Raw genomic sequence first — 24,282 nt, 5'->3', positions numbered from 1 at the left:
TCCCCGTGAGTGACTCTCCAAAACAGGAGAGTCACGGCGTCAGCGACGGGGACGGCGACCTCTGGTACGACGCCGAAGTCGACGAGTCGGAGCTTGCGAAGAAACGGGCTCACGAGTTCTCAGCGAAGCCGACTGAGCACGGCCGGAAGGTCGCGTTCAGCAGGCTCCCAGTCGAAGCGACTCGGTCCGGTGGTCGATACAAGAACTACTGGACGGACCCTGAACCTCCCTACGAAGCGAAGACTGACGTTCAAGATAGTCCCTCGCGCGACCCACCTTCACCAGAGAACGCGTGGCGACTCGTCGAGTACCGCTGTGGGCCCTGCCACAAGTGGTGCCTCGTCGATCACGGAGAGCGCGCCGCGAAACTGCGTCAATGCCGTGACTGCGCGCGGGTCCCTGCTGCGGAGGATGTAATCAAGGACCACCGAGTCACATCCTTGTTGTGGGCGCATTTGGCCGCCCGGGATTCCACCGCAAGGTCCGGAGAGGCGACGACCGTCCTGCCCGCGCCGAGCGCCCCGAGGCGCGGGAGGGAGGAGCCCGCCGGAAGCGAGGGCTCGCCCCTCGACCCGGAAGCCGGGCCGCACCGAGGGGTCCCCGACCCCGAGGGACGTGAAAAGCCCCAGCGGCGTCTGAGCGATTACGAAGTCGCGGACGACGGGGAGCGTGAGTAGCGATGGTGACCAGCCTTCCGGTGGGGTCGAAGGAACTCAACCGGGGGCTGAGCCTTGGCCCTCCAAGGAGACTAACTCTGTAGAGGCTCAACGCGAGCGTTCACGGGACTCTGACGAATCCGACGAACTCGTACACGAACGAGTTCTAGAGTTCGCACAGAAGTACCCGGAACTGGCCGAGACGCCCCTGTGCGAAACACACGGGCGCAAGCTGAGACGCATCGTTACGGAAGCGGACTGGCGAGACCAGTGGGTCGAACCAGAACAGCCCACCGAAAACGCGTTCCAAGTGACGGAGCTAGCGAAACGTGAAGCCTCGACGTGGGCGGACGCTCTGAGTGCCTTCCTCACCGCGCACGCACGGTACGACGGACTCCGCGCCCGGTTCGCCAACGAGCAGGGCGACGAGTTCGAGATACCGCTGGTAGATGCGTGGGGAGAAGAGTACTCGAAGAAACAGTACGCACGGGCGATGGCGCTCCAGCGCCAGATGGCCGGCGGCGACCGACCGAGTGGCGGTGAATCAATCGCGGCGTGGGACTCGCCCGCGACCGCGATGCTCACCCTCACCGCGTCGTCGGTTCCTGACGGGACTCGGGTACCGCCGGTAGAACATGCTGACGCCGTACACGACTCGTTCTCGTACGACGGCGTACGCGACACACTGCGCAACACGATGGAGTACCATCTTGGGCTCGACGCCGACCAGTGGGGCTACTGGCTACAGGCAGAGCCGCACGGAATGGGCGGCGACGGGAGCGGGATGAACGCGTGCTACACGCATCTCCACGTGGGCGTGTACTTCGATACGGAACCGCTTGGACTCGACGACGACCTGCACAGCGTCGGCTCCGAGTTCGAGCGGGTCATCGACAAACACGTCGAAGTGTGCGAGTACGCCGGTCGGTCGGCACACGACTACGATACGATAACCGACTACGTAGAGGAGTCGAACGGCTGTATCTCCCTGAACGCGAGCGTGGAGAACATGGGTTCGTACCTCGCGGCGTACATGGGCGGATACACCGAAGAACTCCTCGACAAGCCAATCGAGTACCTCGCGTGGGGCTCGATTTACTGGTCGGCGGCGCGCCGTCGTACCTCACGCTCGAAGGTGCTCACCGAAGCGATTGCCGCGGACGCCTGCGAACAGCGGGCTGAGTCCGACGAGTCGAACCAGACTGACGCGCACGGCGACGCGGTCGTGTGGGACGACGGCCGTGGCCCTGATGTCGTCTGCGAGTGCTGTGGTTCTGGATGGGCGATAGACCAGTCACGGCTCGACGCGCCCGTCTCCGACGACGACCTGAGCGACGCCCTCGACGCCGAAGGGAAGTCGGACGAGACTGAGCGCGAGCTGACGCTGGCCGAACGCTGGCCGACCGCGACCGCGGCGGCGAGCGTCGGAGAGTCGACCACGAAGACTCGAATACGGAAGCGCGTCGAAGCGGAGTTGAAGTACTGTAACGATGTACCAACGGTAGCCGGAATGCTCGGTCGGAACATGATAGACCCGAAGCACGCCGAGTTTGTCGAATCGGTGATGAACGGCGAGGACGACTCCGAACCGGAATCGTTCCGCCGGGCGTCGCTCGATTCCGAGTGGCACCTAGAGGCCATCGTCGACCGCGACGGCGAGGAGCACGCGCCGAACGGCGGCGGCGTCGACATGGCCCCGCTGAAGCTCCCGGTACAGCGCATCCTCGACGAGACGAGACTACAGCACAGTCTCGGACGTGGAGAGATGTGGCGGTGCTCGAAGTGTAACTTCGCGTACCACGACGACGGGACGATGCACGCACGTCACTTCGTCGGGGAGCACGGTATCACGGACCCAGAGAGCGCGGACCATGTCCTGCTGGTAGATGACTACTACGACGAAGACAGAGAGTGTATGCGGCACCCAGCGGAGCGGCACGACTCCAGATAAGGTCACTTATCAGGAGACGTGAATGCACAAGCAGAACGAGACGCATCACCAGCGAAACCACCGGTTTCGCCACCCATCCACCCGCCCCCTTTACGGGTCAGGGTGGTGGGTGCTCACTCGTCTAAAGTGAGTTCGCTAGCGTCAAGGTCACCAGAGAGGTACGCTCGACCCTTATCTGTAATTGCGTAGTACGCCTCTCGTTGCCGGACACGGTCGACTAAGCCCGTCTGTTCGAGCTTCTTTAGCCGTCTGTGGATGGTCGAGTACGAAACTGAAAATCCCTCTCGTTCGAGATTGATTTCCAGACCCTTGGGTGGAAGTGCAACGTCGTGCTCTTGGAAGTATTCGAGAATCGTGTCGTCGTTTCCCGTCATCCAAGAGACGCGTGGCCGCATGGTAGCACACGTTGTCAACAAGAGGGTATAATTGCAACTGGTAGGCGACAGTATGAAAAGAAATCTATCGTCTGTGAGTAGATTTCTTGCCAAGATATAAGTGATATCTGTCGTACTGTACCCTAACGGAAGCTACACGCGGACCTGACCGTGGTCGGGTCCATCCAGAATCAAAGCGGACCCAGTGCACCAACACTGGCCCGCGGTGGCTCCCGTAATCAAGCTACGGAAGCATGTTTACCAAGAATCCGAGGGGCCTTGAACCCCTACGAATCCCGGCAGAATCGACCTCGGCGGCACGTCTGAGTTTCACTTTCGCTAAAACCTTCACTTTCACTCCGGGGAGTGGATTCGGGGTTTATACGTCTACCCACCAACGTCTCTCTCGGTTGAAGGTCCGGCACGGGGAGAACGAGTCTGACAGGACTCTCCCCGCGCGTATCGGCCCCGATACCGAAGCCATCGAACCCAGAAATCAGGAATCCGGGAGTTCGGAGCCTCGGAACCAAGACCAGGAACCCATGACACCCTACGAAAGCCCCCACCGTAAGCGTAGCGAACGGAGTGTAGCCGAACCGGAGGTGCGGCACGATGAGTAAGGAACTCACCGTGCTTCAGCTGTCCGAGGAACAGCGGGAAGCTCTCGCCGACGGTCGAAGCGCGACCTTCGGTTTCGACGAGTCGATAATCTTCGTGACGCCGGAGGAGATCGACGCGGAGAGACTGGCCGAGTTCCTCGACGCCGAGGTGAACACCCGGCGGGTGACGCGGGAGGTGCTGTGATGAGCGACGAACTGCGGGACCTCTCACCGCGTGAAGCGCGTGAGCGGTTCCTTGCTCGACGGGCGCAGACACAGGCGAAAGCGACGATTCGGTCGTACCGGAATCGGCTGAACGCGTTCGTTCACTGGTGCGAGTCGGAGAACGTGGAGTCGATGGCGGACTTGAACGGCTGGCTCGTCGACGAGTATCAGGCGTACCGTGAGAGACAGGGCATGTCGCCGTCGACGGTGAAGGGTGCGGTTGTCGCACTGCGGCAACTGGTGAAGTACTGCCACCGCATCGAGGCCGTGGACCCGGACCTGCTGGACAAAATCAAGGTGCCGAAGCTGTCGAAGGCCCAGCAGACCAGCGACGAGACGCTGGCCGCTGAGGACGCGCTGAACCTGCTGTCGATGTACCGTGAGTCTCGTCGGCTCTACGGAACGGCGTGGCACGCGTTTCTGGAGGTGACGTGGCACACGGGCGCTCGGATGGGCGGCATCCGCGCGCTCGACCTCGGTGATTTCGATAGGGAAGAACGGTCGCTGGAGTTCCGTCACCAGCCGGAGACTGAGACGCCGCTGAAGAACAAGGAGGACGGCGAGCGTGTCGTCGGCCTCCCTGAGCCGGTGGTCGATGCTCTCGACGAGTACATCGCTCGTGAGCGGTCGGACAAGCGCGACGAGTATGGGCGTCAACCGCTGTTCTCCTGCCGACAGGGGCGACCGTCGCGGACGACGATTCGGTCGTGGTCGTACCTCGGGACGCAACCGTGTCTGTACAGAGATTGCCCCCACGGTCGGGAGCGTCACGCGTGTTCGTACACGACTCGCGGCGCTGGGAGTAAGTGCCCGTCTACCCGGTCGCCGCACGCGATTCGGACGGGGTCGATTACGTGGCAACTCGACCGCGGCGTGCCTATCGAACTGGTGGCTGAGCGTGTGAACGCGACGCCTTCGACGATTCGGCGGTACTACGATAAGGCGGACGTGCACGAGCGGTTCCGTGAGCGGCGTCGTGAACTGAGCGCATCTCTCGACATCCAGAACCATGACTGAGGGATGCGAGAGTTCGGCAGTTTCACGGGACACCGTGCCGCTGTCTGCCGATTTTACTCAACCCTCCGGCCCCACTCTAACCTTAATCCTTTCGCAGGGTTTTAACAAGGAGCAGCGGCGCTGTAATCGACCCTGTGACGCGGGGGTGGCTCCCCGTGAGTGACTCTCCAAAACAGGAGAGTCACGGCGTCAGCGACGGGGACGGCGACCTCTGGTACGACGCCGAAGTCGACGAGTCGGAGCTTGCGAAGAAACGGGCTCACGAGTTCTCAGCGAAGCCGACTGAGCACGGCCGGAAGGTCGCGTTCAGCAGGCTCCCAGTCGAAGCGACTCGGTCCGGTGGTCGATACAAGAACTACTGGACGGACCCTGAACCTCCCTACGAAGCGAAGACTGACGTTCAAGATAGTCCCTCGCGCGACCCACCTTCACCAGAGAACGCGTGGCGACTCGTCGAGTACCGCTGTGGGCCCTGCCACAAGTGGTGCCTCGTCGATCACGGAGAGCGCGCCGCGAAACTGCGTCAATGCCGTGACTGCGCGCGGGTCCCTGCTGCGGAGGATGTAATCAAGGACCACCGAGTCACATCCTTGTTGTGGGCGCATTTGGCCGCCCGGGATTCCACCGCAAGGTCCGGAGAGGCGACGACCGTCCTGCCCGCGCCGAGCGCCCCGAGGCGCGGGAGGGAGGAGCCCGCCGGAAGCGAGGGCTCGCCCCTCGACCCGGAAGCCGGGCCGCACCGAGGGGTCCCCGACCCCGAGGGACGTGAAAAGCCCCAGCGGCGTCTGAGCGATTACGAAGTCGCGGACGACGGGGAGCGTGAGTAGCGATGGTGACCAGCCTTCCGGTGGGGTCGAAGGAACTCAACCGGGGGCTGAGCCTTGGCCCTCCAAGGAGACTAACTCTGTAGAGGCTCAACGCGAGCGTTCACGGGACTCTGACGAATCCGACGAACTCGTACACGAACGAGTTCTAGAGTTCGCACAGAAGTACCCGGAACTGGCCGAGACGCCCCTGTGCGAAACACACGGGCGCAAGCTGAGACGCATCGTTACGGAAGCGGACTGGCGAGACCAGTGGGTCGAACCAGAACAGCCCACCGAAAACGCGTTCCAAGTGACGGAGCTAGCGAAACGTGAAGCCTCGACGTGGGCGGACGCTCTGAGTGCCTTCCTCACCGCGCACGCACGGTACGACGGACTCCGCGCCCGGTTCGCCAACGAGCAGGGCGACGAGTTCGAGATACCGCTGGTAGATGCGTGGGGAGAAGAGTACTCGAAGAAACAGTACGCACGGGCGATGGCGCTCCAGCGCCAGATGGCCGGCGGCGACCGACCGAGTGGCGGTGAATCAATCGCGGCGTGGGACTCGCCCGCGACCGCGATGCTCACCCTCACCGCGTCGTCGGTTCCTGACGGGACTCGGGTACCGCCGGTAGAACATGCTGACGCCGTACACGACTCGTTCTCGTACGACGGCGTACGCGACACACTGCGCAACACGATGGAGTACCATCTTGGGCTCGACGCCGACCAGTGGGGCTACTGGCTACAGGCAGAGCCGCACGGAATGGGCGGCGACGGGAGCGGGATGAACGCGTGCTACACGCATCTCCACGTGGGCGTGTACTTCGATACGGAACCGCTTGGACTCGACGACGACCTGCACAGCGTCGGCTCCGAGTTCGAGCGGGTCATCGACAAACACGTCGAAGTGTGCGAGTACGCCGGTCGGTCGGCACACGACTACGATACGATAACCGACTACGTAGAGGAGTCGAACGGCTGTATCTCCCTGAACGCGAGCGTGGAGAACATGGGTTCGTACCTCGCGGCGTACATGGGCGGATACACCGAAGAACTCCTCGACAAGCCAATCGAGTACCTCGCGTGGGGCTCGATTTACTGGTCGGCGGCGCGCCGTCGTACCTCACGCTCGAAGGTGCTCACCGAAGCGATTGCCGCGGACGCCTGCGAACAGCGGGCTGAGTCCGACGAGTCGAACCAGACTGACGCGCACGGCGACGCGGTCGTGTGGGACGACGGCCGTGGCCCTGATGTCGTCTGCGAGTGCTGTGGTTCTGGATGGGCGATAGACCAGTCACGGCTCGACGCGCCCGTCTCCGACGACGACCTGAGCGACGCCCTCGACGCCGAAGGGAAGTCGGACGAGACTGAGCGCGAGCTGACGCTGGCCGAACGCTGGCCGACCGCGACCGCGGCGGCGAGCGTCGGAGAGTCGACCACGAAGACTCGAATACGGAAGCGCGTCGAAGCGGAGTTGAAGTACTGTAACGATGTACCAACGGTAGCCGGAATGCTCGGTCGGAACATGATAGACCCGAAGCACGCCGAGTTTGTCGAATCGGTGATGAACGGCGAGGACGACTCCGAACCGGAATCGTTCCGCCGGGCGTCGCTCGATTCCGAGTGGCACCTAGAGGCCATCGTCGACCGCGACGGCGAGGAGCACGCGCCGAACGGCGGCGGCGTCGACATGGCCCCGCTGAAGCTCCCGGTACAGCGCATCCTCGACGAGACGAGACTACAGCACAGTCTCGGACGTGGAGAGATGTGGCGGTGCTCGAAGTGTAACTTCGCGTACCACGACGACGGGACGATGCACGCACGTCACTTCGTCGGGGAGCACGGTATCACGGACCCAGAGAGCGCGGACCATGTCCTGCTGGTAGATGACTACTACGACGAAGACAGAGAGTGTATGCGGCACCCAGCGGAGCGGCACGACTCCAGATAAGGTCACTTATCAGGAGACGTGAATGCACAAGCAGAACGAGACGCATCACCAGCGAAACCACCGGTTTCGCCACCCATCCACCCGCCCCCTTTACGGGTCAGGGTGGTGGGTGCTCACTCGTCTAAAGTGAGTTCGCTAGCGTCAAGGTCACCAGAGAGGTACGCTCGACCCTTATCTGTAATTGCGTAGTACGCCTCTCGTTGCCGGACACGGTCGACTAAGCCCGTCTGTTCGAGCTTCTTTAGCCGTCTGTGGATGGTCGAGTACGAAACTGAAAATCCCTCTCGTTCGAGATTGATTTCCAGACCCTTGGGTGGAAGTGCAACGTCGTGCTCTTGGAAGTATTCGAGAATCGTGTCGTCGTTTCCCGTCATCCAAGAGACGCGTGGCCGCATGGTAGCACACGTTGTCAACAAGAGGGTATAATTGCAACTGGTAGGCGACAGTATGAAAAGAAATCTATCGTCTGTGAGTAGATTTCTTGCCAAGATATAAGTGATATCTGTCGTACTGTACCCTAACGGAAGCTACACGCGGACCTGACCGTGGTCGGGTCCATCCAGAATCAAAGCGGACCCAGTGCACCAACACTGGCCCGCGGTGGCTCCCGTAATCAAGCTACGGAAGCATGTTTACCAAGAATCCGAGGGGCCTTGAACCCCTACGAATCCCGGCAGAATCGACCTCGGCGGCACGTCTGAGTTTCACTTTCGCTAAAACCTTCACTTTCACTCCGGGGAGTGGATTCGGGGTTTATACGTCTACCCACCAACGTCTCTCTCGGTTGAAGGTCCGGCACGGGGAGAACGAGTCTGACAGGACTCTCCCCGCGCGTATCGGCCCCGATACCGAAGCCATCGAACCCAGAAATCAGGAATCCGGGAGTTCGGAGCCTCGGAACCAAGACCAGGAACCCATGACACCCTACGAAAGCCCCCACCGTAAGCGTAGCGAACGGAGTGTAGCCGAACCGGAGGTGCGGCACGATGAGTAAGGAACTCACCGTGCTTCAGCTGTCCGAGGAACAGCGGGAAGCTCTCGCCGACGGTCGAAGCGCGACCTTCGGTTTCGACGAGTCGATAATCTTCGTGACGCCGGAGGAGATCGACGCGGAGAGACTGGCCGAGTTCCTCGACGCCGAGGTGAACACCCGGCGGGTGACGCGGGAGGTGCTGTGATGAGCGACGAACTGCGGGACCTCTCACCGCGTGAAGCGCGTGAGCGGTTCCTTGCTCGACGGGCGCAGACACAGGCGAAAGCGACGATTCGGTCGTACCGGAATCGGCTGAACGCGTTCGTTCACTGGTGCGAGTCGGAGAACGTGGAGTCGATGGCGGACTTGAACGGCTGGCTCGTCGACGAGTATCAGGCGTACCGTGAGAGACAGGGCATGTCGCCGTCGACGGTGAAGGGTGCGGTTGTCGCACTGCGGCAACTGGTGAAGTACTGCCACCGCATCGAGGCCGTGGACCCGGACCTGCTGGACAAAATCAAGGTGCCGAAGCTGTCGAAGGCCCAGCAGACCAGCGACGAGACGCTGGCCGCTGAGGACGCGCTGAACCTGCTGTCGATGTACCGTGAGTCTCGTCGGCTCTACGGAACGGCGTGGCACGCGTTTCTGGAGGTGACGTGGCACACGGGCGCTCGGATGGGCGGCATCCGCGCGCTCGACCTCGGTGATTTCGATAGGGAAGAACGGTCGCTGGAGTTCCGTCACCAGCCGGAGACTGAGACGCCGCTGAAGAACAAGGAGGACGGCGAGCGTGTCGTCGGCCTCCCTGAGCCGGTGGTCGATGCTCTCGACGAGTACATCGCTCGTGAGCGGTCGGACAAGCGCGACGAGTATGGGCGTCAACCGCTGTTCTCCTGCCGACAGGGGCGACCGTCGCGGACGACGATTCGGTCGTGGTCGTACCTCGGGACGCAACCGTGTCTGTACAGAGATTGCCCCCACGGTCGGGAGCGTCACGCGTGTTCGTACACGACTCGCGGCGCTGGGAGTAAGTGCCCGTCTACCCGGTCGCCGCACGCGATTCGGACGGGGTCGATTACGTGGCAACTCGACCGCGGCGTGCCTATCGAACTGGTGGCTGAGCGTGTGAACGCGACGCCTTCGACGATTCGGCGGTACTACGATAAGGCGGACGTGCACGAGCGGTTCCGTGAGCGGCGTCGTGAACTGAGCGCATCTCTCGACATCCAGAACCATGACTGAGGGATGCGAGAGTTCGGCAGTTTCACGGGACACCGTGCCGCTGTCTGCCGATTTTACTCAACCCTCCGGCCCCACTCTAACCTTAATCCTTTCGCAGGGTTTTAACAAGGAGCAGCAGCGCTGTACCGCCGGTTTAGCGGAAACCGGGAGGTGCGTTCTCTGTGAGCGATTCTCCACCAGAGAAGAGCGGCAGCGCCGTTGTGGAGGACGGATTAACAGCTCGGTAGGCCAGCCAGCACAGGTTATCCCCGAGAGCCACGAAGCGACCCTCACAGTAGAAACACGAGGGAACCCAGCGCGAACCCCACGGCCACCGCGGCCGTCAACCGAAACGCCTGCTCGTCGGGCACGCGGAAGACGCCCGCCGCCATCACCGAGATGGACCCGCCGAAGAGGCCGCCCCGAAACATCTCGGCAACCCCCGTGACCGAGTCCCTGGGGACCAACACCTGAAGCGCGACCAACCCCGCGAGCCCGAGGAGGACTAACGCGCCGTCGCGCCGGACGTCCCGCGGTTGCTTCTCCATACCCCGCAGTTGTTGTCGCTCGTTTGAAAACTATTGGCGTTCGGTTCGGTTCCGATACCACAAAGATACCAATAAACTATAGGCGCTTGGAGCGACGGCGCGGTATGGTACGGGACACAGCGCGCCGACTCGCGGCGTATCTGAGCAGGCGAATCGGCGACGGACTCCGGACGGTTGTCATCGCCGACGACGACGGGTACGAACTGGAGTATCTCCGCGACGACCTCTCGGAGCGATACACCAAAGAGACGTTGACCGAAGTCGTCTCCGACCTCCGCGTCGAGACGCCGTTTGCGACGCCCGGCATCGACACCCATCCCATCGGCGAGCGCCGCGCCGTGGTCCACTACTACGAGAACGCGTTCGTCCTGCAGTTTCCCTTCTCCGAGGCGGAGCGAATCATCATCAGCATCGGGACCGACGCCGGGACGGACCTCCTCCAGTTCATCGAGGACTGCCGGCGAATCGTCGACCGGGGCGGCTGAGCCTCGGTCCGTTGGTTGTCGAAGGTCCGACGACGCCGGGACGGTCCCCGGGCGACGCCGGCGCTGCACAACGATTTTCTCTCACGCGCCCGACGTGAGAGTGATGGAACTCGTCTCTGTCGCCGCGCTCGCCGAGAACCGCGTCATCGGCCGCGACGGCGAACTCCCGTGGCCGAGCATCCCCGCCGACAAGGAGCAGTACCGCGCCCGCATCGCCGACGACCCGGTGGTGCTCGGTCGGACGACGTTCGAGTCGATGCTCGACGACCTGCCGGGGAGCGCCCAAATCGTCATGAGCCGAAGCGAGCGGTCGTTTTCGGTCGACACCGCTCACCGCGCGGCGAGCGTCGAGGACGCGGTCGACATCGCGGAGTCGCTGGGCGCGGAGACGGCCTACGTCATCGGCGGGGCCGCCATCTACGCGCTGTTCCAACCGCACCTCGACCGGATGGTGCTGAGCCGCGTCCCCGGCGAGTACGAGGGCGACACGTTCTACCCCGAGTGGGACGACGACGAGTGGGAGCTCGACGACGAAACCGACTACGAGGGCTTCACGCTCCAAGAGTGGGTCCGCGTCGACCGCGACTGAGACCGTACCGGTCGCCTCCGAGTGCGCCCCCTGTGCGTTTCTGCGCCCGCGGCGGCTACTCGTGGGCCCCGTGCGACCCCGCGTCGTCGGCGTCGACGAGGTCTAACAAAAACGAGCGAATCTCCGCGGCCGTCTCGTCCCACGTCGGGTGCGCGAGAAAGCGGTCGCGGGCCGAAAGCGAGAGCGACAGCAGTCGCCGACGGTTCCGACACAGCGGAGCCACGGCGTCGGTGAGTTCGGCCGAATCGGTCGGGTCCACGACGAAGCCGTCCTGTCGGTGGGTGACGAGTTCGCTCGCGCCGCCGGCCGAGGAGACGAGCGCCGGCAGGCCGAACCCCATCGCCTCGACCGCGGCGATGCCGAACCCCTCGTAGTGGGAGGGGAGCGCGAACAGGTGGGACTCCCGGAGCGTCGCGGCGAGGTCGGCGTCCGACAGCCGGCCCGCGAAGGTCACGCGGTCGTCGATGCCGCTGTCGGCGGCGAGGTCCGAAAGCGAGTCGGCGTAGTCGGCGTCGACCGCCGCGCCGACGACCGTCAGCTCCCAGTCGCCGCGGACGCGGGCCAGCCCGCGGAGCAGGCCGTCGACGTTCTTCCGGGGTTCGAGGTTACAGACCGTGACGACCCGGAGCGGCCCGTCGGCGGCGCGGGCCCGTATCTCGTCGTCCCCGAGGGGCGCGCCGAACGACGAAAAGCGGTCGCCGGCCGGGCGCGCCACGACGCTCGGTTCGGGGTCGGTGACGGCCGCGACCGTCTCCTTCGTCGTCTCGCTGTTGAACACGAACGCGTCCGCGGAGCGGAGATACCGGGTCTCGACGGCGCGTCTGGCGTGTCGTCGCCACGCCCGGAAGCGCTCCAGCGAGTTGAGGTGGTGGACGACCGAGACGACCGGGACGTCGTCGTCGAGCGCGGCGTTCGCGCCGACCAGCGAGGGGTGGCACAGTTCGTCTTGCAAGAGCACGTCCACGTCGAGGCCGCGGAGGCGACGCGCGGCGGAGACGTTGTCTCGGAGTCGCTTTCGGTACGACCGCTCGGGGAGCGAGACGACGGTCACGTCGTCGCCGGCGGCGCGGAGCCCATCGACGAGTTCGGAGTCGTAGCGATAACCGCCCGAGCGGTCGTCGAGCGGGCCGTAGACGACGATTCCGACCCGCACGTCAGAGCGGGGTCTCGTAGGTCGCGCTCGCGGTGTCGTCCTCCCAGATGCGAACGGAGACGTGTTGGGGCGCGTCGAGCGACGCCGCCTCGACGAACTGTTCGCACACCTCGCGGGCGAACCGCTCGACGCTCGGGTTCTGCCCGGCGAACTCGACGAGTTCGTTCATGGTCTCGTCGCGGTAGCGAGACAGCGTCGCGTCCAGCGCGGCCTTCACGTCGTCGATGTCGACGAGATAGCCGTACTCGTCGAGTTCCGGCCCGGAGAGTTCGACCTCGACGGTGAACGCGTGGGAGTGGAGCTCACCCTCCGGCCCGGGGTTCGGAACCGTCAGGTAGTGCTGGGCGATGAGGTCCCTGCGAACCGAGACGCGGTACATGAACTGTCAAGCGTCCCGGTAGGTAAAGAGGATTTGGACGGCCTCGTCGGGGGCGTCTTCGAGGAGTCGGTAGGCGCGCTCGGCGGACTCGACGCCGATTCGGTGGGTCACGAGCGGGTCCAAGGGGAGGTCTTCGAGGTGGTCCCACGCCAGCGAAAAACGGCGGTCGGCGTCCCAGCGCCCACGGAGGTCGGGGTCGATGGTGCTGACCTGACTGCTCTCGACGCTGATGCGCGAGCGGTGGAACCGCCCGCCGAGGTCGAGCGTGGCGGGCTTGGTCCCGTACCACGACCCGACGACGACCCGGCCGTCGTACCGCGTCACCGACAGGGCGTCGTCGAGCGCGTCGGGGTCGCCCGAGAGTTCGAGCGTCAGGTCGGCCCCGTCGGCGGGGGCGTCCAGCGACTCGGGGTGGACCGCCTCGTCGGCACCCAGACTCTCGGCGATTGCTCTGCGCTCGGCCACGCAGTCGACCGCGGTCAGGCTCCCGAGCGGGAACTGCGCGAGGAGCGCGGTGGTCACGAGGCCGACGACGCCCTGTCCGAAGACGACGACGTGTTCGCCGATGAGCGGTCGACCGTCCATCACGAAGTTGAGCGCGGTCTCCATCGTCGGCAGGAGCGCGGCGCGCTCGTCGGTCACGTCGTCGGGGACGGAGATGAGTTCCGAGGGGGACGCCAGAAATCGGCTCTCGTGGGGGTTGAACGCGAAGACGCGGCTTCCGAGCCGCGAGTCGGGCACGTCGTCGCCGACGGCCTCGATTTCGCCGACGGCGGCGTAGCCGTAGCGGAGCGGAAACGAGAGGTCGCCGTCGAGTGCCGCGATGGACTCGTCGGCGGCGAGGTCGGTCGGGGCCTCGCCGCGGTAGACGAGTCGCTCGGTCCCGGAGCTCACGGCGGAGGTCAGGGTGCGGACGCGGACCTCCTCCGGTCCGGGGGCGGGAACGTCGCGGTCGCGGACCTCGACGCGTTCGGGGGCCACGAAGTAGACCGCGCGACCCTCCATCGTTCAGTCGTCTGCGGTCTCAACCGCGGCGTCGGCGAACTCGACGGTCGTGCCGCGGTGGCGGCAGTCTTCGAGCGCGTGCTTCGCCGCGAAGCCGGCCTCGTGGGCGTTCGACGCCGTGCCGACGCCGACTTTGAGTTCCACGTCCGCCTCGGCCTCGACGTGGTCGATGGCGCCGCGGTACTGGTCTTCGGTGAGGTCGGGCGTGACCGAGATGATGTTGTCGCCGCCGACGAAGAACGACAGCGCGCCGTGTTCCTCACGCAGGTAGCGCATGAGCGACGCGTAGCCCTGTTCGATGTGGATGAACGTGTCGAACTCGTTGAGGCGGTCGGTGTACTTGCCGGTCGCGTCGTTCACGTCGAAGTGCGCGATTTGGAGGTCGGTCGCCGAGCGGTCGGCCTCGGGGAGCGTCTCCCCGGAGAGCACCTCGCGGCGGTCGCCGTCCTGTGCGCTTCCGGCGCGCTGGATGCGGTCGGTGGCGCGTTCGAGCGCGACCGCGGGCGACCGGTCGACGCCGATACCGAGACTGAGCGTTACGGGATAGCGATTTCCGATAGATTCCTGCAGCAGTTCGTGGTCGTCGCGGTCGAGCCCGTTCGTGACCGCGACCATGTTGTCGAACCGGGTGAAAAACGCGTACCCGTCGCGAGAGCCGACGAACTGGGCCAAGTCGGCGAAGAGCCGCGACTGGAGCGTCTGGAGGTCCATCTCCCGCCGCGGGTCCGGGGTGACCGTCCACGGCCCGTAGTTGTCGATTTGGACGAGTGTCAGCTGCGTGTTCGTCACGGTAGACGAGTAGGGCGACGCGCATATTGGTCTTTGGTTCTGTGACGGTTCCGCCGCTACGTCGAACCCGACGCACGTGACGCTCGCGGCGCGCTCACCGCCGACGCGAGCGCGTCACGCCGTCAGAGTCGTCGGCGACTCAGGTCGACGACTCGCGAATCGTCCGGCTGGCGACCACGTCGAGGACCGCCCACGTCAGCACCCACACGACGAGCGCCGCGAGGACGATGGCCGTCGTCGACAACAGCGGGACGACGACGGAAAACGTGGCCACGATGGAGTAGGTCAAAAACAGCGCGACCATCGCCGTCACGAGCCCGTAGACGCCCATGGCGCTGTTGCCGGTCGCCGGCCCGCGCAGCCACCCGACCAACCGCTTCGAAGAGACACCCATACGATGACATATGCCACCAATGAACATAATAGTTCTCTCGGGCGAACGTTCAACAGCCCCGCCTCCCTACCGAGGACGATGGACTACCGAGGCGTGGTTTTCGACGTTGACGGAACGGTCGTCCGCGGCGACGAAGCGATACCCGGCGCGCTCGACGGCCTCGCCGCCGTCGACGCCGCCGGGCTCGACCGACTGTTCGTCTCGAACAACCCGACGAAGGCCCCCGTCGCCTACGAGGCGCGGCTCCGTCGGGCCGGAATCGACGCGACCGCCGACGAGATCGTCACCTCCGGCACGACGACGACGGCGTACCTCGCCGACAGACACCCCGGCGCGCGGACCTTCTGCATCGGCGAGCCGGGCTTCCACGACCAACTTCGTGACGCCGGGTTCGAACTCGTCCGTGCCGGCGACGACCCCGAGGTCGTCGTCGTCGCCATCGACCGCGAGTTTCACTACGACGACCTCCGCGACGCCAACAACGCGCTCCGCTCCGGGGCCGCCTTCTACGGCACCGACCCCGACGTCATCATCCCGACCGCGGACGGCGACATCCCCGGGTCGGGCGCGATTATCAACGCCGTCGCGGGCGTCGCCGAGCGCGACCCCGACGCGATTCTCGGCAAGCCCTCGAAGGTCGCTCAAGAGTTCGTCCTCGACAAGTTGGGCCTGCCGCCCGAGGAAGTCCTCATCGTCGGCGACCGTCTCGATACCGACATCGCGTTCGGCCTCGATGCGGGCATGGGCACCGCGCTCGTCCGAACCGGCGTGACCGACGAGGCGGCCCTCGCGGCGAGCGAGTACGAACCCGACCACGTCCTCGACGACCTCGGTGACATCGGGCGCATTATCTCGAAATAGCCGGCCTCAGCCGCTCTCGCGGCCAGACCCTGACTCCCGAGCCGCCGCTATTCCCACCTACACAATCATTATCGTTCTGACGCGACAACTACCGCGTGGGTGATGCCCATGTCCGGAAAGAAGATTCTGCTCCTCGCCGGCGACTTCGTCGAGGACTACGAGATTATGGTACCGTTCCAGGCGCTGCAGATGGTGGGTCACGAGGTCCACGCGGTGTGTCCCGAAAAGGAGGACGGCGACCGGTGTAAGACCGCCGTCCACGACTTCCGCGGCGACCAGACGTATCTGGAGACCCGCGGCCACGACTTCGCGCTGAACGCGACGTTCGCCGATATCGACCCCGCGGACTACGACGCGCTCGTCGTCCCCGGCGGGCGCGCCCCCGAGTACCTCCGCGGCTACGACGAGGTGCTCGACGCCGTCCGGCACTTCTTCGACGAGGGGAAGCCGGTCGCCGCAATCTGTCACGGGCCGCAGATTCTCGCCGCCGCGGGCGTCCTCGACGGCTACGAGATGACCGCCTACCCGGCCGTTCGCGCGGAAGTCGAGCGCGCGGGCTGTTCGTGGGTCGACGAGGTGACCGTCGACGGCAACCTCGTCACCGGGCAGGCGTGGCCGGACCACCCCGAGTGGTTGGCGGCGTTCCTCGACGTGCTCGGCACCGAAATCAGCCACGAACCGGCCGCCGCGGCCGCTGACGACTGATTGGCCGCGGCGCTCACGCGGTATCACGCGTGAGAATGTCTGACAAAGATTTTTATTAGGTGCGACGAAGGGAGTGGTATGGAAGAGCCGAACAGCCCATACTTCCGCGAACAGGTCGACGACGTCGTCGAATCGGACCCCCAAGACCGCGAGGTTATCATCGTGGAAGGCGAGGCTATGAGTCTTCGAAGCTATAAGAAGCGCCGCTACTGACCCGGCGGGGCGTCTCCGAACCCGCCGCGACACCCGCCGCTGGCGGCTTCGACTTCTGCGAAAAGAATGCGTATCGGCCCGAGCGGCGAGCGACGCTTAGAACGCGTCGCCGACGACGGTCACGTCGGCCTGCAGTTCGCCGCGGAGCGCGTCGTGGACGTGGCAGATGTCCTCGGCGAGTTCCGTGATTTCGGCGAACTCGTCGTCCGCGAGGTCGGACTCCACGTAGACGTCGAAGCTGATGCGCTCGAGGTCGTCGCCGTCGTCGAGGTCGGCGTCGGCGTCGATCTGGACCTTACCGAGGTCGTCGAAGCCCGTCTTCTGACCACCGACGCGGAACGCGGGGAGGAAACAGGAGGCGTACGTCGCGACGAGCGCGGCGTTCGGGTTCGGGCCCGTCTCGTCGGTCGCGTCGATCTGGAGGTCGAAGTCGCCGACCTGGCTCGTGCATGCGAAACCTTCTTCGCTGACAGTAGAGGTCTGGATGTCGGACATTCGTTCCGAGGAAAGGAGCGACCGACCCTAAAAGTTCCTCAATAGGACAACGGTGTGCACAAGCGACGACCCGAGACGGGCCGTCGCCGAGCGAGGCGCGGGGTTATTCGAGCGTGAACGACTCGTCGCCGTCGAGGGCGTGGACCTCGGCCTGACTGCCGGCGGCCTTCACCTCGCGCTCGAAGTCGCGCACGTCGATTTCGATGGCCGGGAACGTGTTGTAGTGCATCGGGAAGACGTGGTCGACGCCGAGCCAATCGGCGGCGACAGCGCCCTGCCACGGGCCCATCGTGTAGTGGTCGCCGACCGGGAGCGCGGCCGCGTCGGGTTCGAAGTACGCGCCGAAAATCTCGCGCATGTCGGTCATGAGTCCCGTGTCGCCGGCGTGGTAGAACGTCGTCGAGTCGGCGTCGGTCTCCTGTGTCGGCAGCGTATCGCTAATCATGTAGCCGCCGGGCATCCCGGCCTCGTGCTCGTAGCCGGTGTTGATGCCGTTGGTGTGGTCGGCCCGGACCATCGTGACGAACGCGTCGCCGAGTTCGACCGTCCCGCCGATGTTCATACCGATAGTGTCGTCGACGCCCATCTCGGCTTCGACGTAGCCGGTGAGTTCGGGCGTGCCCACGACCGTCGCGCCGTCGAACTCGCCTGCGTGGGCGATGTGGTCCGCGTGCCCGTGGGTGAGAAGCACGTAGTCCGGCGTCTCCACGTCGCTCGGGTCGAGAGACGTGGCGGGGTTGTCGAAGAACGGGTCGATGAGAAGCGAGGTGTCTCCGACCGTGACGTACCACGTCGAGTGACCGTGCCAGGTGAGTTCCATAGCACCCGAACGTTACACGCGAAATACACAAAAAGCTATTCGCAGGGGGCGGTGTGACCGCTTTTCGGCGGGCGCGCTCGTCGGGGATTCGTAGCGACGTTCCGGGAGTTCGTGGCGACGTTCGAGGAGCCGGCCCCGCCGCTCTCGTCTCGAATCCGACAGCAGAATCGGCCGCCCGAGTCCACTCGAACGAACTGTCCGGGACGGCCGATACACGCCCGTCACCCCACGGCCACAAAAGGGATGAGAATCGTGCAAGAATGTCCCACGTCACCGAGCGACTCGCGCGATGTAAAAGCCTATCACGCCCCCCGCCGACGCGTGGGGCATGCATCACGTCCGATTCCGCGACCCCGCGGGCGCGGTTCGAACCGGCGAGTGGCACGGCGATTCGGTCTCCTTCGGCGGCGAGCGCTACGACCTCGACGAGGTCGACGTGCTTCCCCCGTGCGAGCCGTCGAAAATCGTCTGTATCGGCCGCAACTACGCCAAGCACGCCGAGGAGCGCGACGAGGAGGTCCCCGACCGGCCGCTCCTGTTCCTCAAGCCGCCGAACGCGGTCGCCGGCCACGGCGACACCGTGACGCTCCCCGCGGGCAAGGAGAACGTCGAACACGAGGCCGAACTCGCCGTCGTCATCGGCGAGCAGTGCCGAAACGTCGCGCCCGAGGACGCCGAGGCGGTCATCGCGGGCTACACCGTCATGAACGACGTGTCCAACCGCGACGACCAGGATATCGAGACGAACTGGGTCCGCGGGAAGGCGTTCGACGGCTCCGCGCCCCTCGGGCCGGCCCTCGCCGACCCCGACCACCTCCCCGATGACGCGAGCATCTCGCTTCGCGTGAACGGCGAGACGCGGCAGGACTCCAGCATCGAACACCTCATCTTCTCGATTCCCGACCTCGTCGCCGAAATCACGTCCTACATGACGCTCGAACCCGGCGACGTCATCTCGACCGGCACGCCCGAGGGCGTCGGCCCGCTGGAAGACGGCGACCGCGTCGAGGTCGAAGTCGAGGGCGTCGGCGTCCTCGAACACCGCGTCAGACAGGACTGACCCCGACCGACGGTCCGTTTTTTCATCGTCGAGCCACGACCCGACCGTATGCGTGTTCCCCGGTTGACACTCGTCGGCGTCGCGATGCTCGCGCTCAGCGCCGTCGCGGGCGTCGCGCTCCTTCCCGTACTCCCCTCCTCGGTCGCGGTTCACTTCGGAACCGGCGGCGAGGCCGACTCGTTCGTCGCCGCCCCGCTCGGCGTGCTTCTCATCCCAGTCGTCGGCGTCGGCGCGCTCGTCGTCACCCGACTCGCCGGAGCGACGGGACGCGGAACCAGCGTTCCGCCCGTCTTCGATACGATACTGGCGACGTTCCTCGCGTACGTGCAGGCGCTCGTCCTCGCGTACAATCTCGGTGCGCGGTTCGATATGCTCGTCGCGGTCGTCCCCGTCGTCGTCACGTTCGGCGTCGTCGCCGTCGTCCTCGACCGCGTGGGACGAGAGGACAAACCCTATAATTAGGCTGGCCTAATTCCCGCCGAATGCGACTGACTCGACGGGACGCGCTGGCCGTGCTCGCCGGTCTCGGCGTCACCGGCGGGGCCGTGTCGCTGACGCAGTTCGACCCGCCGACCGCCGATTCGACCGGCAACGAAGGCGGGTCGACCGGTACGGGGGGAGCGGACGCCGGCAGCGACGACACCCCACCGGCCGCGGTGCGCGAGACGATGGTCGCCGCCGCCGAGGCGGTCTACCCGAGCGCGGCCGAGGGCGTCTCGGAGTTCGTCGAGGCCTACGTCGTCGGGCGCGCGCGAGACGACTCGCGTCGGGCCGCGATGGTCGACGCCGCGACCGAGTTGGACGACGTCGCCCGCGACTGGGAGGGCGCGGCCTTCGCCGACCTCCCCGCGGCCGACCGCGACCGCCTGCTCCGCGAACTCGGCGTCGACGCGGCCGACCCGATTCCGGACGGCACGCTCTCCGAGCGCCTCCGGTTTCACGTCGTGAACGAACTGCTCTACGCGTTCTACGCCTCGCCGACCGGCGGCCGCCTCGTCGGCATCGAGAACCCCATCGGCCACCCCGGCGGGGCCGAGAGCTACCGGCGGGCGACGATAGACGAGACCGAAACGGCCGACTCCGGGGGCGAGACCGGTGGATAGGACCCCCGTCGCCGACGCCGACGTGTGTATCGTCGGTGCCGGGCCCGCCGGCGGTCTCGTGGCCCATCGGCTCGCCGAGTCGGGCGCGACGGTCGTCGTCCTCGAAGCCGGGCCGCGGTTCGACGGCGACAGGCGGGAGCAACTGGAACAGCACATCCGCCCCGGCCTCGACGGCCCGTGGGAGATGGGCGGCCCGCGGGACGCGTTTTCCTCCACCGGCGACTCGTTCTACCCGCTGAACGCCGCCCGCGTGAAGGGCGTCGGCGGGTCGACGCTCCACTGGCAGGGGATGGTGATGCGCCTCCACGAGCGCGACTTCGAACTCGACACCAGACACGGCGTCGGGGCCGACTGGCCCGTCGGCTACGACGACCTCCGGCCGTACTACGCCGCCGCGGAGCGCGAGTTCGGCGTCGCGGGCGCGGCCGACAACCCCTACGCGCCGCCGCGGGACGAGCCCTATCCGCTTCCGGCCTTCCGGCCGTCGCACTCGGACTCCATCTTCGCCGAGGCCTGCGAGCGCCTCGGCATCGACATGCACTCGGTGGGCAACGCCCGCAACTCCGAGCCCTACGACGACCGGTCGCCCTGCGTCGGCTACGGGACGTGCAAGCCGGTGTGTCCCTCCGGCGCGAAGTACACCGCCGAGTCCCACGTCGAGAAGGCGGAGGCCGCGGGGGCGCGAGTCATCGACCGGGCGCGGGTCCGGCGACTCGAACACGACGAGGCGGGCGAGCGCGTCGTCGCCGCCGCCTACACGACCCCCGACGGCGAGACCCACAGACAGGAGGCGACCCAGTTCGTCCTCGCCTGCGGCGGCGTCGAGAACGTCAGACTGCTGTTGCTGTCCGACTCCGACCGCTACCCCGACGGCCTCGCCAACTCCTCGGGCGCGGTCGGTCGGTACTTCATGGACCACCTGTTCGCCGGGATGGGCGGCCGCCTCGACCGACCCACGCGTCAGAACCACGTCGGCTTCAACACCAGCGAGTGCCACCAGTTCTACGACGACGCCGACCCGGTCAACGGCCTCAAACTGGAGTTTCTCAACTACGCCGGCCCGTCGCCGGTCATCGACGCCCTCCACGCCGACACGTGGGGCGACGACCTGCTCGACCAGTTGGACGAGAGCTACGGCACGCACGTGTCCATGGGCGCGCTGGTCGAACAGCTCCCCCGCGAGGACAACTACGTCGGCCTCGACCGGGAGACGACCGACGACCTCGGCGACCCCGTCCCCGAAATACACTGGTCCGTCGACGAACAGACTGACGCCGCGCTCTCGCGGGCCAACGAGATTCAGGCGCGCGTGCTGGACGAACTCGGCGTCGAGGACCGCTGGACGGTCGGCCCCGACGAGACCGGCCCCGCGTACCACCACATGGGGACGACGCGGATGGGTGACGACCCCGAATCGAGCGTCGTCGACGCCGACTGCCGCGCCCACGACCTCGGCAACCTCTGGATTTCGGGGTCGAGCGTCTTCCCGACCGGCGGGGCGATGAACCCGACGCTCACCATCGCGGCGCTCTCGCTTCGGCTCGCCGAGTCGCTTCGGGCCGAACTCGAATGAGGACCTCACCGTCCCGGAGTACGCACGCTTAAGAACCGCGACCCGCATTTTCCGACCATGCAACCACGGGACCTCTCCGCACACGCTCCCTACGTACCCGGCCGCGGGACAGAGGAGGTCGCCCGCGAACTCGGGATGGACCCCGAGGACCTGACGAAACTCTCCTCGAACGAGAACCCCCACGGCCCGAGTCCGAAGGCGGTCGCCGCCATCGAGGACGCCGCGCCGACCGTGAGCGTCTACCCGAAGACGGCCCACACGGACCTGACCGAGCGCCTCGCCGACAAGTGGGGCCTCGAATCCGAACAGGTGTGGGTCTCGCCCGGCGCAGACGGCTCTATCGACTACCTGACGCGCGCGATGCTCGAACCCGACGACCGGATTCTCGAACCGTCGCCCGGCTTCTCGTACTACTCGATGAGCGCCCGGTACCACCACGGCGACGCCGTCCAGTACGAGGTGTCGAAGGGCGACGACTTCGAACAGACCGCCGACCTCGTCCTCGACGCCTACGACGGCGAGCGCATGGTCTACCTCACGACGCCGCACAACCCGACGGGCTCCGTGCTCCCGCGGGAGGAACTCGTCGAACTCGCCGAGTCCGTCGAGGACCACACGCTCCTCGTCGTCGACGAGGCCTACGGCGAGTTCGCCGACGTGCCCTCGGCCATCGACCTGCTCTCGGAGTACGACAACGTCGCGGTCCTGCGGACGTTCTCGAAGGCGTACGGGCTGGCCGGCCTCCGCATCGGCTACGCCTGCGTGCCCGAGGCGTGGGCCGACGCTTACGCCCGCGTGAACACGCCGTTCGCCGCCAGCGAGGTCGCCTGCCGCGCCGCGCTCGCCGCGCTCGACGACGAGGAACACGTCGAGAAGTCCGTCGAGTCGGCCCGGTGGTCCCGCGAGTACCTCCGCGAACAGCTCGACGCGCCGACGTGGGAAAGCGAGGGCAACTTCGTCCTCGTCGAGGTCGGCGACGCGACCGCCGTCACCGAGGCCGCCCAACGCGAGGGCGTCATCGTCCGCGACTGCGGGAGCTTCGGCCTGCCTGAGTGCATCCGCGTCTCCTGCGGCACCGAAGCACAGACGGAGCGCGCCGTGGACGTGCTCAACCGAATCGTCTCGGAGGTGCCGCCGGCGTGAGAGTCGTCGTCACCGGCACCCCCGGCACCGGCAAGACCACCGCCACCGAGCGCGTCGCCGACGACCTCGACCTCGACGTGGTCCACCTCAACCGACTCGTGAAGGACGAGGGCCTCTGGAGCGAACGCGACGAGGAGCGCGACACGCTCGTCGTCGACCTCGACGCCGCCCGCGACCACCTCGGGGACTGGGACGGGCTCGTCGAGAGCCACCTCGCACACCACTTCGAGGCCGACCGCGTGGTCGTGCTTCGGTGTCGCCCCGACATCCTCGAACAGCGGCTCCTCGACCGCGGCGAGTCCGAGGCCAAGGCCCGCGAGAACCGCGAATCGGAGGCGTTGGACGTGATTCTCGGCGAGGCCGTCGAGTTCCACGGCGAGGACTCGGTGTACGAGGTAGACACGACCGACCGCGACCCAGACGCCGTCGCCGACGACATCGCGTCGGTCGTCGCGGGCGAGCGAGAACCCTCGGCGGGGACCGTCGACTTCATCGACTACCTATGACGCTCGACCAGTACCGCGACACCGCCGACAAGCTGCTCGCCCCGTTCGTCTCGGTCGCCGACGCCGCCGGCCTCTCGCCGAACGGCGTGAGCGTCGTCGCCTTCGGGTTCGCCGTCGCCGCCGGCGTCGCCTTCGGCCTCGCCGACCCGCTTTGGTACGGCCTCGGCGCGGTGTTCGTCTTCTGTAACGGCTGGCTCGACCTCGTCGACGGCGCGCTCGCCCGCGAGCAGGGCGTCTCCTCGAAGGCCGGCGACCTGCTGGACCACGTCCTCGACCGCTACGCCGACATCGTCGTCCTCGTCGGCCTCGCCGCCGGTATCGACTCGTTCGCGCTGGGTCTCGCCGCCGTCACGGGCGTCCTGATGACCTCCTACCTCGGCACGCAGATTCAGGCGGTCGGGCTCGGCCGCGCCTACGGCGGTCTCGTCGGGCGCGCCGACCGACTGGCGCTCATGGGCCTCGTCGGCCTCGCGTCCGCCGTCTACACCGGCACGCTCGGCGGGTTCACGCTCGTCGGCTGGCTGCTCGTCTTCTTCGCCGTCGTCGGCCATCTCACCGCCGCCCAGCGCTTCTGGGGCGCGTGGAGCGACCTGAGGTAACCCGACCGACTGCCCGAGGATGTTGCCCGCTACCGCGGATTTATATGTTTCAGATTATCACCAGAGAACGAATCGAATGAGACACAACC

The 24,282-nt window shown here is 65.9% G+C and carries 30 protein-coding genes; 20 read left to right on the top strand and 10 right to left on the bottom strand.

Features of this window, described 5'->3' with window-relative positions; all coding sequences use genetic code 11:
- The first annotated feature begins 5 nt into the window (after window positions 1-5).
- Window positions 6-677: a hypothetical protein gene (locus DEQ92_RS02310; RefSeq protein ID WP_115820668.1), complete on the top strand. Its 672-nt coding sequence runs from the start codon at window positions 6-8 to the stop codon at window positions 675-677.
- A 289-nt stretch (window positions 678-966) separates the two neighbouring features.
- The gene (locus tag DEQ92_RS02305) at window positions 967-2,607 is read left to right on the top strand and encodes a hypothetical protein (RefSeq protein ID WP_115820372.1); all 1,641 of its coding nucleotides are present in this window, start codon (window positions 967-969) and stop codon (window positions 2,605-2,607) included.
- A 113-nt stretch (window positions 2,608-2,720) separates the two neighbouring features.
- On the opposite strand, the gene DEQ92_RS02300 is transcribed toward DEQ92_RS02305, so the two are convergent.
- Window positions 2,721-2,981, bottom strand: a complete 261-nt coding sequence (locus tag DEQ92_RS02300; RefSeq protein ID WP_170076504.1) for a winged helix-turn-helix domain-containing protein — start codon at window positions 2,979-2,981, stop codon at window positions 2,721-2,723.
- 612 nt (window positions 2,982-3,593) lie between these two features.
- Here DEQ92_RS02300 and DEQ92_RS02295 point away from each other — a divergent pair.
- From DEQ92_RS02295 to DEQ92_RS02280, 4 genes are all read left to right on the top strand, one after another.
- Window positions 3,594-3,785: a hypothetical protein gene (locus DEQ92_RS02295; RefSeq protein ID WP_006600359.1), complete on the top strand. Its 192-nt coding sequence runs from the start codon at window positions 3,594-3,596 to the stop codon at window positions 3,783-3,785.
- Window positions 3,785-4,822 carry a site-specific integrase gene (locus DEQ92_RS02290; RefSeq protein ID WP_115820370.1) on the top strand — a complete coding sequence of 346 codons (1,038 nt, stop codon included), beginning with the start codon at window positions 3,785-3,787 and terminating at the stop codon, window positions 4,820-4,822. The genes DEQ92_RS02295 and DEQ92_RS02290 overlap by 1 nt, the downstream gene beginning before the upstream one ends.
- 155 nt (window positions 4,823-4,977) lie before the next feature.
- Window positions 4,978-5,649 carry a hypothetical protein gene (locus DEQ92_RS02285; protein WP_115820668.1) on the top strand — a complete coding sequence of 224 codons (672 nt, stop codon included), beginning with the start codon at window positions 4,978-4,980 and terminating at the stop codon, window positions 5,647-5,649.
- A 289-nt stretch (window positions 5,650-5,938) separates the two neighbouring features.
- On the top strand, window positions 5,939-7,579 hold the full coding sequence (locus DEQ92_RS02280) for a hypothetical protein (protein ID WP_115820372.1): 1,641 nt from the start codon (window positions 5,939-5,941) through the stop codon (window positions 7,577-7,579).
- A gap of 113 nt (window positions 7,580-7,692) precedes the next feature.
- On the opposite strand, the gene DEQ92_RS02275 is transcribed toward DEQ92_RS02280, so the two are convergent.
- Window positions 7,693-7,953, bottom strand: a complete 261-nt coding sequence (locus DEQ92_RS02275) for a winged helix-turn-helix domain-containing protein (protein WP_170076504.1) — start codon at window positions 7,951-7,953, stop codon at window positions 7,693-7,695.
- A 612-nt stretch (window positions 7,954-8,565) separates the two neighbouring features.
- Here DEQ92_RS02275 and DEQ92_RS02270 point away from each other — a divergent pair.
- Both DEQ92_RS02270 and DEQ92_RS02265 read left to right on the top strand, forming a co-directional pair.
- A complete protein-coding gene (locus tag DEQ92_RS02270) occupies window positions 8,566-8,757 on the top strand; it encodes a hypothetical protein (protein WP_006600359.1) in 192 nt (63 codons plus the stop codon).
- Entirely contained in the window at window positions 8,757-9,794 is a 1,038-nt protein-coding gene (locus tag DEQ92_RS02265) for a site-specific integrase (RefSeq protein WP_115820370.1), read from the top strand. The genes DEQ92_RS02270 and DEQ92_RS02265 overlap by 1 nt, the downstream gene beginning before the upstream one ends.
- Window positions 9,795-10,063: 269 nt before the next feature.
- Here the strand turns inward: DEQ92_RS02265 and DEQ92_RS02260 are convergent, their stop codons facing one another.
- Complete coding sequence (locus DEQ92_RS02260; protein WP_004977273.1) at window positions 10,064-10,321, bottom strand: hypothetical protein; 258 nt, start codon at window positions 10,319-10,321, stop codon at window positions 10,064-10,066.
- A 104-nt stretch (window positions 10,322-10,425) separates the two neighbouring features.
- On the opposite strand from DEQ92_RS02260, the gene DEQ92_RS02255 reads away from it, so the two are divergent.
- Complete coding sequence (locus DEQ92_RS02255) at window positions 10,426-10,806, top strand: hypothetical protein (protein ID WP_004977272.1); 381 nt, start codon at window positions 10,426-10,428, stop codon at window positions 10,804-10,806.
- Between the two features lie 103 nt (window positions 10,807-10,909).
- Window positions 10,910-11,395: a dihydrofolate reductase HdrA gene (gene hdrA, locus DEQ92_RS02250; protein ID WP_008093022.1), complete on the top strand. Its 486-nt coding sequence runs from the start codon at window positions 10,910-10,912 to the stop codon at window positions 11,393-11,395.
- Window positions 11,396-11,450: 55 nt separating this feature from the next.
- Here hdrA and DEQ92_RS02245 read toward each other — a convergent pair whose 3' ends face one another.
- The 5 genes from DEQ92_RS02245 to DEQ92_RS02225 form a co-directional block, all read right to left on the bottom strand.
- Window positions 11,451-12,548 carry a glycosyltransferase family 4 protein gene (locus DEQ92_RS02245; RefSeq protein WP_004977270.1) on the bottom strand — a complete coding sequence of 366 codons (1,098 nt, stop codon included), beginning with the start codon at window positions 12,546-12,548 and terminating at the stop codon, window positions 11,451-11,453.
- A gap of 1 nt (window position 12,549) precedes the next feature.
- Window positions 12,550-12,927, bottom strand: a complete 378-nt coding sequence (locus DEQ92_RS02240) for a 6-carboxytetrahydropterin synthase (RefSeq protein ID WP_004977269.1) — start codon at window positions 12,925-12,927, stop codon at window positions 12,550-12,552.
- A 6-nt stretch (window positions 12,928-12,933) separates the two neighbouring features.
- On the bottom strand, window positions 12,934-13,932 hold the full coding sequence (locus DEQ92_RS02235) for a zinc-binding dehydrogenase (RefSeq protein WP_004977268.1): 999 nt from the start codon (window positions 13,930-13,932) through the stop codon (window positions 12,934-12,936).
- 3 nt (window positions 13,933-13,935) lie between these two features.
- A complete protein-coding gene (locus DEQ92_RS02230; protein WP_115820369.1) occupies window positions 13,936-14,721 on the bottom strand; it encodes a GTP cyclohydrolase III in 786 nt (261 codons plus the stop codon).
- 139 nt (window positions 14,722-14,860) lie between these two features.
- Window positions 14,861-15,115, bottom strand: coding sequence for a hypothetical protein (locus DEQ92_RS02225; RefSeq protein WP_049905228.1), 255 nt, complete (start codon window positions 15,113-15,115; stop codon window positions 14,861-14,863).
- Window positions 15,116-15,193: 78 nt separating this feature from the next.
- On the opposite strand from DEQ92_RS02225, the gene DEQ92_RS02220 reads away from it, so the two are divergent.
- From DEQ92_RS02220 to DEQ92_RS24385, 3 genes are all read left to right on the top strand, one after another.
- Window positions 15,194-15,976, top strand: coding sequence for an HAD-IIA family hydrolase (locus DEQ92_RS02220; RefSeq protein WP_115804775.1), 783 nt, complete (start codon window positions 15,194-15,196; stop codon window positions 15,974-15,976).
- A 108-nt stretch (window positions 15,977-16,084) separates the two neighbouring features.
- A complete protein-coding gene (locus tag DEQ92_RS02215; protein WP_004063616.1) occupies window positions 16,085-16,681 on the top strand; it encodes a DJ-1/PfpI family protein in 597 nt (198 codons plus the stop codon).
- Between the two features lie 78 nt (window positions 16,682-16,759).
- Complete coding sequence (locus DEQ92_RS24385; protein WP_004968055.1) at window positions 16,760-16,894, top strand: hypothetical protein; 135 nt, start codon at window positions 16,760-16,762, stop codon at window positions 16,892-16,894.
- A 96-nt stretch (window positions 16,895-16,990) separates the two neighbouring features.
- Here the strand turns inward: DEQ92_RS24385 and DEQ92_RS02210 are convergent, their stop codons facing one another.
- Entirely contained in the window at window positions 16,991-17,389 is a 399-nt protein-coding gene (locus DEQ92_RS02210) for an OsmC family protein (RefSeq protein ID WP_004977258.1), read from the bottom strand.
- Between the two features lie 103 nt (window positions 17,390-17,492).
- The gene (locus tag DEQ92_RS02205) at window positions 17,493-18,209 is read right to left on the bottom strand and encodes a metal-dependent hydrolase (RefSeq protein WP_004977257.1); all 717 of its coding nucleotides are present in this window, start codon (window positions 18,207-18,209) and stop codon (window positions 17,493-17,495) included.
- Between the two features lie 328 nt (window positions 18,210-18,537).
- Here DEQ92_RS02205 and DEQ92_RS02200 point away from each other — a divergent pair, with 328 nt between their 5' ends.
- From DEQ92_RS02200 to DEQ92_RS02170, 7 genes are all read left to right on the top strand, one after another.
- Entirely contained in the window at window positions 18,538-19,269 is a 732-nt protein-coding gene (locus tag DEQ92_RS02200; protein ID WP_115804776.1) for a fumarylacetoacetate hydrolase family protein, read from the top strand.
- Between the two features lie 63 nt (window positions 19,270-19,332).
- Window positions 19,333-19,731: a DUF1648 domain-containing protein gene (locus tag DEQ92_RS02195; RefSeq protein WP_082220685.1), complete on the top strand. Its 399-nt coding sequence runs from the start codon at window positions 19,333-19,335 to the stop codon at window positions 19,729-19,731.
- 20 nt (window positions 19,732-19,751) lie between these two features.
- Window positions 19,752-20,372 (top strand): gluconate 2-dehydrogenase subunit 3 family protein, encoded by a 621-nt coding sequence (locus DEQ92_RS02190; RefSeq protein ID WP_115804777.1) that lies wholly within the window; start codon window positions 19,752-19,754, stop codon window positions 20,370-20,372.
- Window positions 20,365-21,945 (top strand): GMC family oxidoreductase, encoded by a 1,581-nt coding sequence (locus DEQ92_RS02185; RefSeq protein ID WP_115820368.1) that lies wholly within the window; start codon window positions 20,365-20,367, stop codon window positions 21,943-21,945. The genes DEQ92_RS02190 and DEQ92_RS02185 overlap by 8 nt, the downstream gene beginning before the upstream one ends.
- Before the next feature lie 57 nt (window positions 21,946-22,002).
- Complete coding sequence (hisC, locus tag DEQ92_RS02180; protein WP_049905226.1) at window positions 22,003-23,088, top strand: histidinol-phosphate transaminase; 1,086 nt, start codon at window positions 22,003-22,005, stop codon at window positions 23,086-23,088.
- A complete protein-coding gene (locus DEQ92_RS02175; RefSeq protein ID WP_004977250.1) occupies window positions 23,085-23,594 on the top strand; it encodes an adenylate kinase family protein in 510 nt (169 codons plus the stop codon). Before hisC ends, DEQ92_RS02175 begins: the two co-directional genes overlap by 4 nt.
- Complete coding sequence (locus DEQ92_RS02170) at window positions 23,591-24,193, top strand: CDP-alcohol phosphatidyltransferase family protein (RefSeq protein ID WP_115820367.1); 603 nt, start codon at window positions 23,591-23,593, stop codon at window positions 24,191-24,193. Before DEQ92_RS02175 ends, DEQ92_RS02170 begins: the two co-directional genes overlap by 4 nt.
- Window positions 24,194-24,282 lie beyond the last annotated feature (89 nt).

Origin of the sequence: Haloferax sp. Atlit-6N (assembly GCF_003383195.1) — an archaeon.
In the GTDB taxonomy this organism is placed as follows: Archaea; Halobacteriota; Halobacteria; order Halobacteriales; family Haloferacaceae; genus Haloferax; species Haloferax gibbonsii.
Note: the sequence above shows the minus strand (reverse complement) of the source record. Positions and strands in the feature narration are given on the sequence as shown.